Source organism: Streptomyces sp. NBC_01352 (assembly GCF_036237295.1).
Classification (GTDB): domain Bacteria; phylum Actinomycetota; class Actinomycetes; order Streptomycetales; family Streptomycetaceae; genus Streptomyces; species Streptomyces plumbiresistens.
Map to the genome: position 1 here is coordinate 7,892,012 of NZ_CP108354.1, position 16,653 is coordinate 7,908,664.

The 16,653-nt window shown below is 72.6% G+C and carries 18 protein-coding genes; 11 read left to right on the forward strand and 7 right to left on the reverse strand.

All coding sequences use genetic code 11. From position 1 onward, the window contains the following. The first annotated feature begins 48 nt into the window (after positions 1-48). The 4 genes from pelF to OG252_RS36360 are packed head-to-tail and all read left to right on the forward strand — an operon-like array spanning position 49 to position 4,524. Positions 49-1,569: a GT4 family glycosyltransferase PelF gene (pelF, locus tag OG252_RS36345; RefSeq protein WP_329341515.1), complete on the forward strand. Its 1,521-nt coding sequence runs from the start codon at positions 49-51 to the stop codon at positions 1,567-1,569. Beyond that, complete coding sequence (locus tag OG252_RS36350) at positions 1,566-3,086, forward strand: hypothetical protein (protein ID WP_329341517.1); 1,521 nt, start codon at positions 1,566-1,568, stop codon at positions 3,084-3,086. The genes pelF and OG252_RS36350 overlap by 4 nt, the downstream gene beginning before the upstream one ends. Then, complete coding sequence (locus OG252_RS36355) at positions 3,083-3,733, forward strand: spherulation-specific family 4 protein (protein ID WP_329341519.1); 651 nt, start codon at positions 3,083-3,085, stop codon at positions 3,731-3,733. The genes OG252_RS36350 and OG252_RS36355 overlap by 4 nt, the downstream gene beginning before the upstream one ends. Continuing rightward, positions 3,730-4,524, forward strand: a complete 795-nt coding sequence (locus OG252_RS36360) for an endo alpha-1,4 polygalactosaminidase (protein WP_329341521.1) — start codon at positions 3,730-3,732, stop codon at positions 4,522-4,524. The genes OG252_RS36355 and OG252_RS36360 overlap by 4 nt, the downstream gene beginning before the upstream one ends. A gap of 33 nt (positions 4,525-4,557) precedes the next feature. Here OG252_RS36360 and OG252_RS36365 read toward each other — a convergent pair whose 3' ends face one another. Further along, entirely contained in the window at positions 4,558-5,370 is an 813-nt protein-coding gene (locus OG252_RS36365; RefSeq protein ID WP_329341523.1) for an adenosylcobinamide-GDP ribazoletransferase, read from the reverse strand. Between the two features lie 60 nt (positions 5,371-5,430). Between OG252_RS36365 and OG252_RS36370 the strand changes: the two genes are divergently transcribed. Further along, positions 5,431-6,192, forward strand: coding sequence for a hypothetical protein (locus OG252_RS36370; RefSeq protein ID WP_329341525.1), 762 nt, complete (start codon positions 5,431-5,433; stop codon positions 6,190-6,192). Here the strand turns inward: OG252_RS36370 and OG252_RS36375 are convergent. Both OG252_RS36375 and cobT read right to left on the reverse strand, forming a co-directional pair. Then, positions 6,135-6,830: a hypothetical protein gene (locus OG252_RS36375; protein ID WP_329341527.1), complete on the reverse strand. Its 696-nt coding sequence runs from the start codon at positions 6,828-6,830 to the stop codon at positions 6,135-6,137. The two genes, OG252_RS36370 and OG252_RS36375, sit on opposite strands and share 58 nt — an antisense overlap. 91 nt (positions 6,831-6,921) lie before the next feature. Further along, on the reverse strand, positions 6,922-8,031 hold the full coding sequence (gene cobT, locus OG252_RS36380; RefSeq protein ID WP_266440740.1) for a nicotinate-nucleotide--dimethylbenzimidazole phosphoribosyltransferase: 1,110 nt from the start codon (positions 8,029-8,031) through the stop codon (positions 6,922-6,924). Between the two features lie 138 nt (positions 8,032-8,169). Between cobT and OG252_RS36385 the strand changes: the two genes are divergently transcribed. Continuing rightward, the gene (locus tag OG252_RS36385; RefSeq protein WP_323186090.1) at positions 8,170-8,874 is read left to right on the forward strand and encodes a class I SAM-dependent methyltransferase; all 705 of its coding nucleotides are present in this window, start codon (positions 8,170-8,172) and stop codon (positions 8,872-8,874) included. 204 nt (positions 8,875-9,078) lie between these two features. On the opposite strand, the gene OG252_RS36390 is transcribed toward OG252_RS36385, so the two are convergent. Next, complete coding sequence (locus tag OG252_RS36390; RefSeq protein WP_266440743.1) at positions 9,079-10,281, reverse strand: bifunctional adenosylcobinamide kinase/adenosylcobinamide-phosphate guanylyltransferase; 1,203 nt, start codon at positions 10,279-10,281, stop codon at positions 9,079-9,081. A 202-nt stretch (positions 10,282-10,483) separates the two neighbouring features. On the opposite strand from OG252_RS36390, the gene OG252_RS36395 reads away from it, so the two are divergent. Beyond that, on the forward strand, positions 10,484-10,696 hold the full coding sequence (locus OG252_RS36395; RefSeq protein WP_266440745.1) for a hypothetical protein: 213 nt from the start codon (positions 10,484-10,486) through the stop codon (positions 10,694-10,696). A 69-nt stretch (positions 10,697-10,765) separates the two neighbouring features. Here the strand turns inward: OG252_RS36395 and OG252_RS36400 are convergent, their stop codons facing one another. From OG252_RS36400 to OG252_RS36410, 3 genes are all read right to left on the reverse strand, one after another. Then, complete coding sequence (locus OG252_RS36400; protein WP_329341532.1) at positions 10,766-11,845, reverse strand: S1C family serine protease; 1,080 nt, start codon at positions 11,843-11,845, stop codon at positions 10,766-10,768. A 57-nt stretch (positions 11,846-11,902) separates the two neighbouring features. Continuing rightward, on the reverse strand, positions 11,903-12,604 hold the full coding sequence (locus OG252_RS36405; RefSeq protein ID WP_329341534.1) for a class I SAM-dependent methyltransferase: 702 nt from the start codon (positions 12,602-12,604) through the stop codon (positions 11,903-11,905). An 83-nt stretch (positions 12,605-12,687) separates the two neighbouring features. Then, positions 12,688-13,317: a DUF3043 domain-containing protein gene (locus OG252_RS36410; RefSeq protein ID WP_329341536.1), complete on the reverse strand. Its 630-nt coding sequence runs from the start codon at positions 13,315-13,317 to the stop codon at positions 12,688-12,690. A gap of 249 nt (positions 13,318-13,566) precedes the next feature. On the opposite strand from OG252_RS36410, the gene OG252_RS36415 reads away from it, so the two are divergent. The 4 genes from OG252_RS36415 (at position 13,567) to OG252_RS36430 (ending at position 16,627) form a co-directional block, all read left to right on the forward strand. After that, a complete protein-coding gene (locus OG252_RS36415) occupies positions 13,567-14,340 on the forward strand; it encodes a PspA/IM30 family protein (protein WP_406498902.1) in 774 nt (257 codons plus the stop codon). Between the two features lie 32 nt (positions 14,341-14,372). Beyond that, positions 14,373-14,651, forward strand: coding sequence for a PspA-associated protein PspAA (gene pspAA / locus OG252_RS36420; protein ID WP_266440758.1), 279 nt, complete (start codon positions 14,373-14,375; stop codon positions 14,649-14,651). Positions 14,652-14,717: 66 nt separating this feature from the next. Continuing rightward, positions 14,718-15,947, forward strand: a complete 1,230-nt coding sequence (locus OG252_RS36425) for a sensor histidine kinase (protein ID WP_329341538.1) — start codon at positions 14,718-14,720, stop codon at positions 15,945-15,947. Continuing rightward, a complete protein-coding gene (locus tag OG252_RS36430) occupies positions 15,944-16,627 on the forward strand; it encodes a response regulator (RefSeq protein WP_266440761.1) in 684 nt (227 codons plus the stop codon). Before OG252_RS36425 ends, OG252_RS36430 begins: the two co-directional genes overlap by 4 nt. Positions 16,628-16,653: the final 26 nt, after the last annotated feature.

Sequence of the window (16,653 nt, forward strand, 5' to 3'; positions counted from 1 at the left end):
CGCAGCTCCCCGAACGTCATCCGCACTACAAGGGGGAACCGCGTAGCGATGCGTACGGGCCGTCATGTCACCATGCTCACCGAAGGCACCTATCCGCATGTCCACGGCGGGGTCAGCACCTGGTGCGACCAGCTCGTCAAGGGCATGCCGGAGGTCGACTTCCACGTCCTGTCGCTCACCGGCAGCGGCCGCGAACCCGTGACCTGGGAGCTGCCGCCCAACGTCTACCGGCACACCTCCGTGCCGACCTGGGGCCCGCGGCCCGGGCGCGCACGGGCGCCGCTCGGCCGGGCCCGCCGCCGCTTCCTCGAGTCGTACGAGCGTTTCCTGCTCTCCTTCCTCGCCCCCGAGGCGAACTGCGACTTCGGCGAGGCGCTGTACGAGCTCGCCGAACTCGCCCGCGACGGGCGCCTGTCGGCGGCGCTGCGCACCGAGTCCGCGCTGCGTTCGCTGATGCGGATATGGACGATGCCGCATCTGGCGACCGCCGCGGCCCGCCCGACCGTCCACGACGCGCTGACCGCGACCGACCTGCTCGAACACGCCCTCAGGCCGCTCGGCGTCCGCATCCCGGAGGACTCCGTCGCCCACGCCGTCAGCAGCGGCCTGGCGACCCTGCCCGCGCTCGCCGCCCGCAAGCTGGACGGCGTGCCCTTCCTGCTCACCGAGCACGGCATCTATCTGCGCGAGCGCTACCTCGGCTACCGCAGCGGCGAACAGCGCTGGCCCGTCAAGGCGTTCATGCTCGGCTTCTACCGCGAGCTCAACTCCCTGGGCTACCGCGCCGCCGACCTGATCACCCCGTGCAACCAGTACAACCGCCGCTGGGAGGAGCGCGGCGGCGCCGACGCCGACAAGATCCGCACGGTCTACAACGGCGTCGACCCGGCCGCCTTCCCGCACGCGGGACCCGAACCCGAGGTGCCCACGCTCACCTGGTGCGGGCGCGTCGACCCGATCAAGGACCTCGAAACGCTTCTCCGCGCCTATGCCATGGTCCGCGCCGAGATCCCCGAGACCCGGCTCAGGCTGTTCGGCCCGGTCCCGGCCGGCGGCGAGGCCTACCACACCAAGCTGGAGAAGCTCGCCGCCGAGCTCGGCGTGCGGGACGGACTGACCTTCGAGGGCCGCATCAGCGAGGTCTGGCGGGCCTACGCGGCCGGTCACGTCGTCATGCTGTCGTCGATCTCCGAGGGCTTCCCGTTCTCCATCATCGAGGCCATGTCCTGCGGCCGTACGACGGTCTCGACGGACGTCGGGGGAGTGCGCGAGGCCGTGGGCGACACGGGTCTGGTGGTGCCCCCGCGCGAGCCGGAGAAGATGGCCGCGGCCGCGCTCACCCTCCTCCGGGACGACGAACGGCGCCTGGAACTGGGCGAACTGTCCCGCCAGCGGGTCATCGACCGTTTCACGCTCCGCCGCAGCGTGGACGCCTTCCGGACGATCTACCAGGAGCTCGCCGGCCTGCCCGAGGTCTACGAGCCCACCCTGGAGACCGTCGCCGACTGGACCCTCGAACTGCGCGACCCGTGGTACGCGGCGGTCGCGACGGACGGAACCGGCTGGTGAGCGGAAGCCTCTGGATGCCCCCGGGCTCCCGCCCCGACACCCTCCCCTACATCCCCCGGCAGCGCACTCCCAGCTGGGCGCAGCCCGACCCGGTCGACGAACTCGCCGAGCGGCTCGACGACGTCATAGCCGCGGCCGTCCACCCGGACGAGATAGCCGCCGTGCTGGAGTCCGACGGCCTCTCGGACGACCAGATACGCGAGCGGTACGGCGTGAAGAACTCCTTCGCGCTCGCCGAGGAGCTGTACGAGCGCGTCGAACGCCGTTACCCCGAGCCGGACGGCCCGCTCCACGACCCCTGGCAGATCGGCCTCCTCGGCTGCCTCCTGCGCGGGGTCGTCTTCGCCCTGCCGGGCTTCGGCTACGTCCTCGGCGCACCCCTGCTCGCCGGCCCCGACGGCGACCTCGGCCTCCCGGCCGGCACGGTCCCGCTGCTGGCCGGCGCCCTGTGCGGCTGGACCTGGAACCAGGGCCTCGCCCACCGGGCCTACTCCTGGCTCGGGCTCGGCGACCGCTTGGCCGCCCGCCGCTCCCTGCTCCTGGGAGCGCCGGCGGGCGCGCTGCTCGGCGCCCTGATCGCCCTCGCCGTCGCCGGTACGGCCCACCCGGCGGCGATCGTCTTCGCCGCCGGCCAGTCCGGCTACCTGGGCGCGGCCACCGTCCTGCTGGTGATGGGACGCGAACGGGCCCTGCTGATCGCCCTGTTGCCGATGGCGGCGGGCGCGGCCGTCACCGTGGCCCAGCCCGTGCCCGACGCGGCGAGACTCGCCCTGCTGCTCGGCTCGCTGGCCGTGGTGGGAGTCCTCGCCCTGCGCGAAGTGGCGCCCGCCCTACGGGACTTGGGTGAGGGCGGCAACTGGACCGCCGGACTGACCGCGCTGCTGCCCTTCGGCACGTTCGGGCCGGTCCCCGAGCACCGGCGCACCGCGGCCCCCCGGCTCGCGGCCTCCCTGCCGTACGCCCTGTTCGGGCTCGGCAGCGGGGTCCTCGTCGTCTACGGGGCGCTCGGGGACGTCCTGGCCGGCGAGGAACAGAGCGCGATCGCCGCGCCCGCCGCGGTGGCGCTCACCCTCAGCATGGGCCCGGCCGAATGGCTGCTGTACCGCTTCCGCAGCGGTGGCCTGGCCGGGCTGCGCTCCAGCAGCACCCCGAAGGCGTTCTGGCGGACCACGGCACGCACCGTCGTCCAGTGCCTGACCGGCTACCTGGCCAGCCTGCTGGCCCTCAGCCTCGCCACCTCGGCCCTGTGGCCGCACGCCCAGGGCCTCACCGGCGTCCGCCTGGCCGGGCTGCTCCTGCTCGGCGTGGTCCTGTGGACGGGCCTGCTGCTCCAGTCCTTCGGCGCGGTCACCGGCGCGGCGGCGGTGTGCTGCGCGGCGGCCCTCGCCCAGACCGCCGCCCTCGTCACGCACACCGGAGACCCGCACTGGGTCGGCCTGATCGTGTACGGCACGGCCGCGGTCATCCAGGCCGGCCTGGTCTGCGCCCTGTTGGGAAGGGCGACCGCCCACCGATGAGCACCCTGCTGGTTCCCTACTACGAGCACCCGTCCGTCCGCCCCGCCGAATGGGACGCGATCGTGGCGGCGGCCCCCCGCCTCCACGGCGTCGTCCTCAACCCGGCCAGCGGCCCCGGCGACCGCCCCGATCCGGCCTTCGCCGAGACCGCCGCCCGGCTGCGGGCGGCGGGGGCGCGGGTGCTCGGCTACACCGACACCGACTACGGCCGCAGACCCCACACCGACGTGGTCCGCGACCTCACGCGGTACCGCGACTGGTACGGCACCGACGGCGTCTTCCTCGACCAAGTCGGCGCGGGTCCCGAGGAGTTCCCGCACTACCAGAAGCTGGCGGTGGCCGCCTGGGGCCTCGGCTGCACCACCCTGGTCCTCAACCACGGCACCCCGCCGCACCCCTCCTACGCCAGGATCGCCGACGTCCTCGTCACCTTCGAGGGCACCTGGGACTCGTACCGCCGCCTCCCACCACAGCCCCGGCCCGGCACCACCGGCGTACGGCTGTGCCACCTCGTGTACGACGTGCCGCCCGGCGTCGACCTGGCGGAGCTCGCCCGCGCGCGGGGCGCGTCGGTGCACTGCGCCGTGCCGGGCGCGGGAGATCATCCTTGGGGTACGTTGCCGCACACCCTGGAGCCCGCCCGGTGAGACACCCGATCCTGCTCGCAGCCCTGCTTCTGCTGCTGGCGGCCTGCACGACCGCGACCGTTCCCGACAAGGACGCCGACGAGCCGAGCGGCGCGCGCTGGCAGCCGCGCCCCGGCCTCGCCTGGCAGTGGCAGCTCAGCGGCCGGATCGACACGAGCGTCGACGTCCCGGTCTACGACATCGACGGCTTCGACCAGTCGAAGTCGACGGTGGCCGCACTGCACCGCGAGGACCGCAAGGTCATCTGCTACCTCTCGACCGGCGCCTGGGAGGACTGGCGCCCGGACGCGGGGAAGTTCCCCAAGTCGGTCCTGGGCCGGGGCAACGGCTGGGAGGGCGAGCGCTGGCTCGACATCCGCCGCACCGACGTCCTGGAACCCCTGATGGCGGCCCGTGTCGACATGTGCCGCGAGAAGGGCTTCGACGCGGTCGAGCCCGACAACATGGACGGCTACCGCAACCGCACCGGCTTCCCCCTGAAGGCCGCCGACCAGCTCCGCTACAACCGCCTGATCGCGAAACTCGCCCACGACCGCGGCTTGGCCGTGGGCCTGAAGAACGACCTGGACCAGATCCCCGAGCTGGTGGACGACTTCGACTTCGCGGTTAACGAACAGTGCGCCCAGTACGACCAATGCGCCGACCTGTTGCCCTTCATCACCGCGGGCAAGGCCGTCTTCCACGTCGAGTACGAACTGCCGACCGGCCGCTTCTGCGCCGAATCCCGCAGCCTGAAGCTGAGTTCGATGCTCAAGAAGTACGAACTGGGGGTGTGGCGCCGGGCCTGCTGAACGGGCCGGCGCCCCCGGGTCAGCACTCCAAGGTCAGCGCCCCAGGGTCAGCGCGACGAGCGCCGCCGTGGCCGCCGTCTCCGCGAGCCCCCCGAACACGTCCCCGGTCACCCCGCCGAACCGCCGGACGCAGTGCCGCAGCAGGAGTTCGGCGACGGTGAGGGCGACGAGGACGGCGAGAGCCGTGCCGACCGCGTCGTACGGCCCGACGAGCGCCCCCGCACCGGCCGCCACCAGCGTGACGGCGATGGCGGCGATCGTCGCACCCCGTACCGGCACCACGCCCGCCACCGCCGCTCCCAACCCCTCCGGCCGCGCCGCCGGTATCCCGGTGCGCGCGGCCAGGGTGAGCGCCAGGCGGGCGGTGGTCGCCGAGACGACGGCGGCCACGGCACCCCGCGTCCAGGAGTCGGCGTAGAGCTGGGACAGTGCGGCCACCTGGGCGAACAGCACGAGGACGAGGGTGATCACCCCGAAGGGCCCGATGTCCGACTGCTTCATGATCCGCAACGCGTCCTCGGCGGGCTTGCCGCTGCCCAGCCCGTCCGCGGTGTCCGCGAGGCCGTCCAGGTGCAGTCCGCGGGTGAGGGCGGCGGGTACGGCGACGGAGGCGACGGCGGCGAGCAGCGGGCCCGCGCCCAGGAACAGCAGGAACCCGCCGAGCACGGCCGCAGCCGCGCCGACCGCCAGCCCGGCCGCAGACGCGCACAGCATGCCGCCCCGGGCGGCCTCCCGGTCCCAGCGGGTCACCTTGACCGGGAGCACGGTGAGGGTGCCGAAGGCGAAGCGGAGGCCGTCGGCCCAGGAGGCGGGCGAGGAGGGCGAGGAGGTCGGGGTCGTGGACACCGGCGCAGGTTACCCGGCGGTCGGGAGAGCGCCCAGGGCCTCCGTGGATAAAGTGCCCATATGGGACATTGGCTGGAGCGGAACATCATCGAGCCGGGCAAACTGCCCCTGCTTCTCGCCCTCACCGCGTTCGTGCTGACGTTCCTGATCACCCGGGTCGTCACGCGGATGATCCGGGCGGGCAAGGGGCCCTTCGGCAACGTCAGCGCAGGAGGAGTGCACGTCCACCACGTGGTCCCCGGAGTCGTCCTCACCGTCCTCGGCGGCTTCGGCGCCGTCGCCAGCACCCGGCACGGCTTCGGCTCGGCCGCGTTCGCCGTCGTCTTCGGCATCGGCGCGGGTCTGGTCCTCGACGAGTTCGCGCTGATCCTGCACCTCGACGACGTCTACTGGACCGAGGCGGGACGCAAGAGCGTCGAGGTCGTGGTGCTCACCGCGGCCCTGGTCGGCCTGGTCCTGTGCGGCTTCGTGCCCTTCGGGGTCAACGACCTCGACGAGGACGAGCTCCAGGACCGCGGCTCCGTCATCGTGAGCGTGGCCGTGAACTTCGTCTTCTCGCTCCTCGCCCTGGCCAAGGGCAAGGCCCGCACCGCGATCTTCGGCGTGATCGTCCCCCTCATCGCACTCGTCGGCGCCATCCGGCTGGCCCGCCCCGGCTCCCCCTGGGCCAAGCGCGTCTACGGCCGCCGCCCGCGCGCCCGCGCCAGATCCACACTGCGCGCCTATCACCACGACCGCCGCTGGGCGGGCCCCAGCCGCACCGTTCAGGACTGGATCGGCGGCAGACCGAACGAGCCCGTCCGCGCCCTCGAACACCGGTGACGCAGCGCCGACACCCCGCACAGCACGAGCACGACCCCGATCGCCGCCAGATGCTCCTTGCCGGCCAGGTTCTCCTTCAGCGCCACCTCGACCACCATGGCCGCGATCACCGCACCCGCCGTGACATGGGCGCCGTAGCGCCAACCGACGAACACGGCGAGGCCCACCACGGCCGCCGACGGCCCGGTGTCCACGACATGCGCGTCCGAGCCGGGCAGACCCAGCGGGCTGTCGGGACCCAGCCAGATCCCCACGCGCGCGTACAGCGTGCCCGCGAGCGTGGCTGCGTACGCGAGGGTGAGCGTCCGCCACCGGCCCAGACAGATCTCGGCGATCCCGAACACCAGCAGGAGCTGCCCCAGGGCGCCCCAGACGGGCAGGTCCAGGGCGGGCACGAACAGGGACAGGGGAGTGCGCAGCAGGGCGAGCCACAGCGGGTCCTCGGCGCGCACGGCGCCGAGGTTCTGCACGAGCTGATAGCCCCAGGACTGGTTGTGCACGAAGTGCAGGACCGCAGTCAGGCAGACCGCCCCGAGGGCCATGGGGACCGCCCGCCATCCGCGCTCGTGCAGCGCGTCGCGCACGGTGACGTACAGCAGTCCCCATTCGGCGCGGGCCCGGCGGGCGAGCGTGTTCATTCGGTGGTCCTCGTCGTTGTACCACCTGCGAAGACCGACCGGGACCGGGCGAAGTTGAGAGAGACCTGAGTGATCTCGATCTCGTGCGCTGTTACTCCTTCTCAAGAACCTCGGCGTCCGTCGGCTTCTCGGCGTCCGTCGGTTTCTCGGAAACCTCCGGCTTCTCGGGGAGTTCGGCGGCCAGTGCCGCCGCGGCCTGTACCAGCGGCAGCGCCAGCAACGCCCCCGCGCCCTCCCCGACCGTCACCCCGTGGTCGAGCAGCGGCTCCAGCGCCATCCGGTCCAGCGCCTTGGCCTGGCCCGGTTCCCCGCTGTTCTGCCCGGCCAGCCACCAGTCCGGCGCCCGGAACGCGATCCGCTGCCCGACCAGCGCGCAGGCGGCCACCACGACGCCGTCCAGGATCACCGGCATCTTCCGCACCGCACTCTGCAACAGGAACCCGGTCAGCGCGGCGAGGTCGGCCCCGCCCACCGTCGCCAGCAGCAGCAACTGGTCCCCGAGCACCGGCCGGGCCCGCCGCAGCGCGTCCCGGATCGCCGCGCACTTGCGCATCCACGCCAGGTCGTCGATCGCCTGCCCGCCCCGCCCGGTCACGACGGACGCGTCGGTTCCGCACAGCGCGGCGATCAGCGTGCCCGCCGCCGTGGTCCCGCCCACGCTCACATCGCCGAGCACCACCAGATCCGTACCGGAGTCGGCCTCCTCGTCGGCCACGGCGACCCCGGCCCGGAAGGCGGCCTCCGCCTCCTCCGGCGTGAGCGCGTCCTCGATGTCGATACGCCCGCTGCCGCGCCGCACCCGGTGCCCCGCGACCTCGGCCGGCAGCGTCTCGGGATCGCAGTCCAGCGCCATGTCGACCACCCGCACCGGCACGCCGAGCCGCCGGGCGAGCACCGACGCCGGCCGGCCGCCCTCCATGACCTCGCGCACCAACTCGGCGGCGCTGCCCGCGGGCCGCCCCGAGACGCCCAGTTCGGCGATGCCGTGGTCACCGGCGAACAGCACGACCTTCGGCCGTTCGATCGGCCGCACCGGTACGGCCGACTGCGCCGCGGCCAGCCACTCACCCAGTTCGTCCAGCCGTCCCAGCGCTCCGGGCGGCACGATCTGACGCTCCCGGCGGGCCTCGGCGTCACGGCGCATCCCGCCGTCCGGGCGCTCGATCAGATCGGTGAAGTCGTCGAGATTAAGCGAGCTCATTCGCCGAACAGTACCGGCCCTGATCGAACACGGCGGCGCCACATCGCCACGACGAGCGTGCGACGTCGTTGCGCTCAAGATCCCCATCCCATACGTTCCGGTTTGCAGCGGAATGTCGTAAGCCCCCGGGAGCCGCCCATGTCCGCGTCCTCAGCATCCTCCGCACCTCTGGCCCGGCGTCTGCGCTCCGTCGCCCGCGCGATACTGCCGTTCCCCGAACCGGAGAGCTGGCTGGACGTGGGCACGGGCGACGCCCGCTTCCCCGAGGCGGCCCGGCAGGTGTTCCCGTACACGTCCTTCGACGGCCTCGACCCCACCCCCCGCGTCGAATGGGCCCGCCGCGCCGAACGCGTCGAGGAGGCCCACCTGGGCCGGCTGACCGACCCGCAGATCACCGCCCGCCTGCGCGCCCGCTACGACGTGGTCAGCATGATCCACCACCTGCCGCGCACCCCGGACCCGCGCGCCGAACTCCGGGCCGCCCTGGCCGTACTCCGCCCGGGCGGCCACCTCCTGCTCGAACTCCCCGACCCGCAGAGCGCGTTCGCCACGCTCCTCGGCAGGCGCTGGCTGCCGCGTCACCGCCGGCTCCACCTGCTGCCGCTGGCCGAGCTGCGCGCGGAACTGGAGTCCCAGGGCTGCGCGATCGTCACCGCGGACCGCCGGGCCGCGCACATCCCCCGGGACCTGCCGGGCGCTCTGTTCCTGATCCTGCCCAAGTCCCTGCCCACCTGGGCGAAGATCCCGCTGCTGGCCGCGGCCAAGGCGGTGGAGCAGGCCCTGGGCCCGCTGCTCGTCCTGACCCGCCGCTCGAACACCTACCGCGTGATCGCCCGCCGCTAGGCCCTGCCGTCAAATTCCCGCCTGCCCCGCGGCGCCATGCGCACACTCTCGTCGCACCGGGCACAGACCCACGTACAACCAGTACGAGGGCCTGTGCCCGGCACGCCGAGAGCACGCGCCTACAGCCACATCAGCCGCTACCGCGGCGGGCGCGGGGCCCGCCCTTCGGGCGGACGACGGGAATGTGACGACAGGGCCCAGGCGTCAGCCCCGTAGCACCAGCGCCTGCCCCGCCACCACCAGCAGCACCTGCTCGCACTGGCCCGCGAAGGCCGCGTTGAGCCGCCCGAGTTCGTCCCGGTAGCGCCGTCCGGACGCCGTGGCCGGGACGATCCCCGACCCCACCTCGTTCGACACGGCGACGACGGTCCGCCGCGTGGCCCGCACCGCCTCCGTCACGTCCCGCACCCGTGCCCGCAGCGCCCGCTCGCCGCCGTCGGCCCACTCCGCGTCGTCCCACGCCCCGACCGCGTCCATCGCGTCCGTCAGCCACAGGGACAGACAGTCGATGAGCAGCGGCGGCCCGTCGTCCTTCAGCAGCGGCACCAGGTCGCAGGTCTCGGCCGTGCGCCACGACCCCGGCCGCCGCTCCCGGTGCGCGCTCACCCGCGCGGCCCACTCGCCGTCCCCGTTGCGGGCGCCGCCCGTCGCCACGTACAGCACGTCGGGGAACGCCTCGAGGCGCCGCTCGGCCTCCACCGACTTCCCGGACCGTGCCCCGCCCAGCACCAGCGTCCGCCGCGGCACATCCGGTACGTCCTCGTAGGCGCCGACGGCCAGCGTCGTGCCGTCCGGCACGGCCCGCGCGCCCGCCGCGGCGAGCCGCCGCCGCACCTCCGCCCCCGGCGGCACCTCGTGGTCGAGATGCACGGCGACGACGTCCGTCGTCGGTCCGATCGCCCGCACCGCCCGCAGCTTGGCGAGCGCGTCCGGCCGCGCCACCACATCGGCGAGCACCAGGTCGTACGTCTCGGCGAACCCGTTCTCCAGCCCGGCGGGCGCACCCCCGGGCGGCAGATACAGCAGCCGCTGCCCGTCCGGCCCGGTCACCGCGTACCCGGTCCCCGGTGCGTCCATCGCCACCGCCCGCACCCGATGCCCTGTCAGCAGCGCCAACTCCCGGCCATCCGGTACCCGCCCGGGCTGCGGCAGCCCGGCCGGCACCTCGACCGCCGGCCCGTCGTGCGGATGGGACAGCAGCACCTGCCGTACGCCCCCCAGCGAACGTCCCGCCCGCGCCGCCGCGAACGCCGCCCCCGGCGTCAGATCGAGCATCAGTGCCCCGTCCACGAGCAACGAGGTCGCCGCCCGGGCATCCGCACCCAGCGCGGCCGCGCAGGCAGCACAGGGGCAGTCGGGGTGAGGGAGCCCCGCGGGGCCGCCGGTGCCGAGCAAAGTAACGTCCACAGCCCCGATTCTCGCCGGTCGCCGTTGGTATCGCGCGTCTGGGACGCCTCCCAAGGGGCGCGACCGGCCCGGACGGCGCGCACTATGACGACGACCCGCAGGTTCTTTTAACAGCCCGCCCAGGGGAACGAATAGGCTCGGGGCAGGAGCCGGACCAAGATCCGGCTTCCGCTGTGCAAGGGCTCACACCAGGGAGGCGTACATGGCGGCATGGACGTGGCGGTTCGAGAAGTCCGACGGCACCGAGGTTCAGCCCGCGGTGGTGCCGGAGGAGTTCACCACGCAGGGGGACGCCGAGTCCTGGATCGGGGAGTACTGGAAGGACCTGCTCGAAGGCGGTGCGGACCAGGTGCACCTCTTCGAGGACGGGACGAAGATCTACGGTCCGATGAGCCTGCACGCCCAGGAGGCGTAGCCGGCCGGGGCGGCCGGACACCGGCCGCCCCTCGTCATGTCACTGTCCGGATGTCACGGTCCGACTCCCTCACTGCTCACCCAGCGTCACCTCCACGGTCTTCGTACGGCCGTCGCGGGTGAACGTCACCGACGTCCTGTCACCCGGCTTCTGCGCCGCCAGGGCCTCGGTCAGCGAGGTGATGGTCGTGATGTCCGTGTCGCCGAACCTGGTGATGATGTCCCCGGCCTCGATGCCGGCCTTGTCGGCGGCCCCGCCGTCCTCGACCTCGACGACGGCGACACCGGCGGCCCGGTAGCTGTCGTCGACGACCGTGCGCGCGGTGATGCCGAGCGCGGCCCGGCCCGAGTCGGTGACCCTGCCGTCCCTGATGATCTGGTCGGCGACCGTCTTCACCATCGACGCGGGGATCGCGAACCCGATTCCGGGCGCGCTGCTCCCGAGGCCGGGATCGATGGCGGCCAGTGTCGGGATGCCGATGACCTGACCGTCGAGGTCGACGAGGGCGCCCCCGCTGTTGCCCGGGTTGATGGCGGCGGACGTCTGCACCATGTTGGCGATCGTCGCGCCCGTACCGCCGTCGGTGCGGCCCTCGCTGACGGTCCGTCCGGTCGCCGACACGATGCCCTGCGTCACGCTGGACGACAGCCCGAGCGGTGAGCCCATGGCGAGGACGATCTGCCCGACCTCGACCTTCGAGGAGTCCCCGAAGGCGGCCGCCTTCAGCCCGTCCGGCACCCTGTCCAGCTTGACGACGGCGAGATCCTGCTCTGGGTAGGAGTGGACCAGCTTCGCGGCGAGCACGTTCTCGCTGTTCGCGGTCGTCACCTCGAAGGTCCTCGCGTCGCCCACCACATGCGCGTTGGTGACGATGTGGCCCTTGTCGTCGTACACCACGCCCGAGCCCAGATCACCGCTCGCCCGGATCTGCACGACCGACGGCAGAACGTCCTTGATCACCTTCTGGTAGTCGCTCTGCAGATCACTGTCCACCGCGGGAACGGCCGCCTGGGTGGTCGATCTCTCCGTCTTCTTCTCCGTCTTCGACGAGGACCCCGAGTCGGAACACCCGCCGACGAGTGCGAGACCGCACGCGAGAGCCACGACGGGGGCGGCCGACCGCAGGGCACGGGTACGAGAGGCGTCCATGCCCCGAGTCTCGCTCCGGGGGTGTACGCCCGCCTTGTGCTGCGCGCCCGAACGGGCTCAGCCCCGCACCCCGCACAGATGCAGCAGCGCCGCGACCCCCCGGTACGGGTCGGTCCGCCCGGCCCGCTCCTCGACCGTCAGCAGCGTCTCGACGTCGGCCGGGATCTCGGCGTCGTCCACCGCGGTGTCCGTGAAGACCCGCACGCCGTACCAGGCGGCGAGCGGCGCACCGATGCCCGCGAGGGTCGCGGTCAGCGTCGCCAGGCGGTCGGCGCGTACGTCGAGGCCGAGCCGGTTCGTGTAGGCGGTGGTGTCGAAGGCGGTCAGTGCCCCGGCCCAGTCGCCCGACAGCCCCGGCCGCATGGCCAGCGCGTCCGCGTTGCGCACGAGCAGCGACAGCAGCCCGCCCTGGGCGAGCATCCGGGCCAGCCCCGCCAGCAGCGGATCGGGCTCCTCGACGTACATGAGCACGCCATGACACAGCACGACGTCGAAACTGCCCGGCAGAAAGTGCACTCCGGTGTCCCGGCCGTCGCTCTGGACGATCCGCACCCGCTCCCGGATCCCCTCCGGCTCGGCGGCGAGCGCCTCCCGCACGGCGGAGATCATCTTCGGGTCCTGCTCGACGCCGGTGACCTGATGCCCGGCCCGGGCCAGCCGCAGCGCCTGCGTGCCCTGGCCCATCCCCACGTCGAGCACCCGCAGGCGCTGTCCCACCGGGAACCGCCCGACTATCTGCTCGTCGAGCTGCCGGGCCACCAGCTCCTGTCGTACGACGTCCCGCAGCCCGCCCAGCTTGCTCAGCCAGGCATCCGCCGCGCCCCCGGTGAACGGCGTAGTGCTCAGGGCCGCTCTCCGCGCTTGACCTGCGGCTTCGGCAGCCGGAGCCGACGCATCTGGAGGGAGCGCATCAGCGCGTAGGCCACGGCGCCACGCCGGTTCTGGTCCGGGAAGCGCTCGGCCAGCCGCTTCTTCAGCCGGAAACCGGTGAGGGCCGAGTCGACCACGATCAGCACGATCACGACCAGCCACAGCAGCAGCGCGATGCTCTGCAGCGCGCCGACCTGCACCATGCTCAGCACGAGGATGACCACGGCCATCGGCAGGAAGAACTCGGCGATGTTGAACCGCGAGTCGATGGTGTCGCGCGCGAACTTGCGCACCGGGCCCTTGTCACGCGCGGGCAGGTACCGCTCGTCACCGCCGGCGAGCGCCTGGCGCTGCTTCTCCAGCTGCGCACGACGCTCGTCGCGCTGACGCTTGGAGGCCTCCTTGCGCGACGTGGGCGTTTGGGCGACGCTGCGGCGCTGGGACTGGGCCTCACTGCGCTTGGGCGTGGGCCTGCCCTTCTTGGCCTCAGGGTCGCGGGTCTGCTTGGAGTCGGTCAGCGGCGCCTTGTCGGCGGCCGGGGCCTTCTCATCCTTGGCACGGCTTCGGAACACAAAACCCAAGGGTACGGGGTCAGGGGGCATGGACCCCAGCCCGGTGGGGAACGATCCGGCAACACCGGTCGTCTGTAGTGGGGAAGAGGGACCCTGATGGTCACCTACTCCTTACGCCGGAGCAGGGCCTTGGCCAGTCGTCCTTGGGGATGAGCGCATCCGTCCCCGAACAGTGCGGTAATGGATGCAGGGCCCGTACTGTGGGTTCTGTTGCAGAGCTGGAGCTGGAAGTCCGTCAGAAGGGGGCGCGCGAAGCCCATGAGCGGTGTCATGAAGCGTATGGGGATGATCTTCCGCGCGAAGGCGAACAAGGCCCTTGACCGGGCCGAGGACCCGCGCGAAACCCTCGATTACTCGTACCAGAAGCAGCTGGAACTGCTGCAGAAGGTGCGCCGAGGCGTGGCCGACGTGGCCACGTCCCGCAAGCGCCTGGAACTCCAGCTGAACCAGCTGCAGTCCCAGTCGTCCAAGCTGGAGGACCAGGGCCGCAAGGCGCTCGCGCTGGGTCGTGAGGATTTGGCCCGCGAGGCGCTCTCCCGCCGCGCCGCACTCCAGCAGCAGGTGACGGACCTCGAGACGCAGCACTCGACCCTCCAGGGCGAGGAGGAGAAGCTCACCCTGGCGGCTCAGCGGCTCCAGGCCAAGGTCGACGCCTTCCGCACCAAGAAGGAGACGATCAAGGCCACGTACACCGCGGCCCAGGCGCAGACCCGCATCGGCGAGGCGTTCTCCGGCATCTCCGAGGAGATGGGCGACGTCGGCCTGGCGATACAGCGTGCCGAGGACAAGACGGCCCAGCTCCAGGCGCGGGCCGGAGCCATCGACGAACTGCTCGCCTCCGGCGCCCTGGACGACCAGTCCGGCATGCACAAGGACGACATCCAGGCCGAGCTGGACCGCCTCTCCGGTGGTACGGATGTAGAGCTGGAGCTGCAGCGCATGAAGGCGGAGCTGGCCGGTGGCACGCCGTCCCAGCAGGCCATCGAAGGTGGCACGAGCCAGCAGCAGTCCCAGCAGCAGCCGCAGGACACCCCGCGCTTCGACAAGCAGTAACGCGGGCCGGGGCCCACGCCTAGGAGGGCGACATGATCGTACGGATCATGGGGGAGGGGCAGGTGAGGCTGGCCGACAGCCACCTCACCGAGCTGAACAAGCTGGACGACGAACTCCTCAGGGAGATGGAGAACGGCGACGGCCCCGGGTTCCGCCGCACCTTGCAGGCCCTGCTGGCCAAGGTGCGCGAACTGGGCGACCCCCTGCCCGACGACTCCCTGGAACCGTCGGAACTGATCCTGCCGTCGCCGGACGCGACGCTGGAGGAGGTACGGGAACTGCTGAGCGACGACGGCCTGATCCCGGGCTGAGGTGAGGGGGAACGTACAGGTAGCCCCCGTTCCGCCGCCCGCGCGGCCCCCGTACCGTTGGCAGACGTGAGCACCCTCGAGCGAGCCCGGCGTCATCTCAAAGCGCACCCCATGACGCTGGACGCGGCCCTCGCGGCCGGCGTGCTCGCCTGCATGGTGGCCGGCTCGTTCGTCGACCCGCGCAGCAAACACGACGTCAGCTGGATCCTGCGCACCCCCGACCCGCTCAGCCTCGTCCTCATCGTGCTCGCCGCCGCCACCCTCGTGTTCCGCCGCCGCGCCCCGATGACGGTCCTCGCCCTCACCGGCGGCTTCGCCCTCGTGGAGGCCGTCACCGGTGACCCCCGCGCCCCCGTCGCCATGTCCGCGGTCATCGCGCTCTACACCGTCGCCTCCACCACCGACCGCCCCACCACCTGGCGCGTCGGCCTGCTCACCATGACCGTCCTCACCGGCGCCTCCATGCTCGCCGGGCCGCTCCCGTGGTACGCCCAGGAGAACCTCGCGATCTTCGCCTGGACCGGCATCGGCGCCACCGCGGGCGACGCCGTCCGCAGCCGCCGCGCCTTCGTCCACGCCATAAGGGAGCGCGCCGAACGGGCCGAGCGCACCCGCGAGGAGGAGGCCCGCCGCAGGGTCGCGGAGGAACGGCTGCGCATCGCCCGCGACCTGCACGACGTGGTCGCCCACCACATCGCCCTGGTCAACGTCCAGGCCGGAGTCGCCGCCCATGTCATGGACAAGCGCCCCGACCAGGCCAAGGAGGCCCTGGCCCACGTACGGGAGGCCAGCCGCTCGGCGCTGAACGAGCTGCGCGCCACCGTCGGGCTGCTCAGACAGTCCGGCGACCCGGAGGCCCCGACCGAACCCGCGCCCGGACTGGACCGGCTCGACGAACTCGTCGGCACCTTCCGAAGCGCGGGGCTGCACGTCGAGGTGGCCCGCGCGGACAACGGGATCGACCTGCCCGCCGCCGTCGGCCTGGCCGCCTACCGCGTGATCCAGGAAGCCCTCACCAACGTGCAGAAGCACGCCGGGACCGAGGCGAAGGCCGAGGTGAGCGTCGTACGCGTGGGACCGAACATCGAGATCACCGTCCTCGACAACGGCGCGGGCGAGGACCACGACCCGCAGACCGCCGGCGGCCACGGCCTGCTCGGCATGCGGGAGCGCGTCACCGCCCTGCGCGGCACCCTCACCACCGGTCCCCGCTACGGGGGCGGCTTCCGCGTCCATGCGATCCTGCCGATCAAGACCCGCACAGCCGTCACCGGAAAGCCGGGGGAACCCGTATGACCATCCGTGTCCTGCTCGCCGACGACCAGGCCCTGCTGCGCAGCGCCTTCCGCGTGCTCGTCGACTCCGAGCCCGACATGGAGGTCGTGGGCGAGGCGTCCGACGGGGCCGAGGCGGTGCGGCTGACCAAGGAGGAGCGGGCCGACGTCGTCCTGATGGACATCCGGATGCCGGGCACCGACGGCCTCGCCGCCACCCGCCTGATCAGCGCCGACCCCTCGCTCACCCATGTCCGGGTGGTCATCCTGACGACCTTCGAGGTCGACGACTACGTCGTGCAGTCGCTGCGCGCGGGCGCCTCCGGCTTCCTCGGCAAGGGCTCCGAGCCCGAGGAACTCCTCAGTGCGATCCGGGTCGCGGCGGGCGGCGAGGCGCTGCTGTCCCCGGCGGCGACGAAGGGGCTCATCGCCCGCTTCCTCGCCCAGGGCGACGCGGGGGACGACGAGCGCGACCCCGCTCGCGCGCAGCGCCTCGCCGCGCTGACCGTGCGGGAGCGCGAGGTCCTGGTCCAGGTCGCCGGGGGGCACTCCAACGACGAGATCGCCGAGCGCCTCGAAGTCAGCCCGCTCACCGTGAAGACGCACGTCAACCGGGCCATGGCCAAGCTGGGCGCGCGGGACCGGGCGCAGCTCGTGGTGATCGCGTACGAGTCGGGGCTGGTACGTCCAAGGGTGGACTGACCGCACTCTCCCGTACTGCGGCCGGA

What these genes read in the sequence shown, in the direction of transcription:
- pelF (WP_329341515.1), top strand. Translation starts at nt 49, where the DNA reads ATGCGTACGGGCCGTCATGTCACCATGCTCACCGAAGGCACCTATCCG.
- OG252_RS36355 (WP_329341519.1), top strand. Translation starts at nt 3,083, where the DNA reads ATGAGCACCCTGCTGGTTCCCTACTACGAGCACCCGTCCGTCCGCCCC.
- OG252_RS36370 (WP_329341525.1), top strand. Translation starts at nt 5,431, where the DNA reads ATGGGACATTGGCTGGAGCGGAACATCATCGAGCCGGGCAAACTGCCC.
- OG252_RS36375 (WP_329341527.1), bottom strand. Translation starts at nt 6,830, where the DNA reads ATGAACACGCTCGCCCGCCGGGCCCGCGCCGAATGGGGACTGCTGTAC.
- cobT (WP_266440740.1), bottom strand. Translation starts at nt 8,031, where the DNA reads ATGAGCTCGCTTAATCTCGACGACTTCACCGATCTGATCGAGCGCCCG.
- OG252_RS36385 (WP_323186090.1), top strand. Translation starts at nt 8,170, where the DNA reads ATGTCCGCGTCCTCAGCATCCTCCGCACCTCTGGCCCGGCGTCTGCGC.
- OG252_RS36395 (WP_266440745.1), top strand. Translation starts at nt 10,484, where the DNA reads ATGGCGGCATGGACGTGGCGGTTCGAGAAGTCCGACGGCACCGAGGTT.
- OG252_RS36400 (WP_329341532.1), bottom strand. Translation starts at nt 11,845, where the DNA reads ATGGACGCCTCTCGTACCCGTGCCCTGCGGTCGGCCGCCCCCGTCGTG.
- OG252_RS36410 (WP_329341536.1), bottom strand. Translation starts at nt 13,317, where the DNA reads ATGCCCCCTGACCCCGTACCCTTGGGTTTTGTGTTCCGAAGCCGTGCC.
- OG252_RS36415 (WP_406498902.1), top strand. Translation starts at nt 13,567, where the DNA reads ATGGGGATGATCTTCCGCGCGAAGGCGAACAAGGCCCTTGACCGGGCC.
- pspAA (WP_266440758.1), top strand. Translation starts at nt 14,373, where the DNA reads ATGATCGTACGGATCATGGGGGAGGGGCAGGTGAGGCTGGCCGACAGC.
- OG252_RS36430 (WP_266440761.1), top strand. Translation starts at nt 15,944, where the DNA reads ATGACCATCCGTGTCCTGCTCGCCGACGACCAGGCCCTGCTGCGCAGC.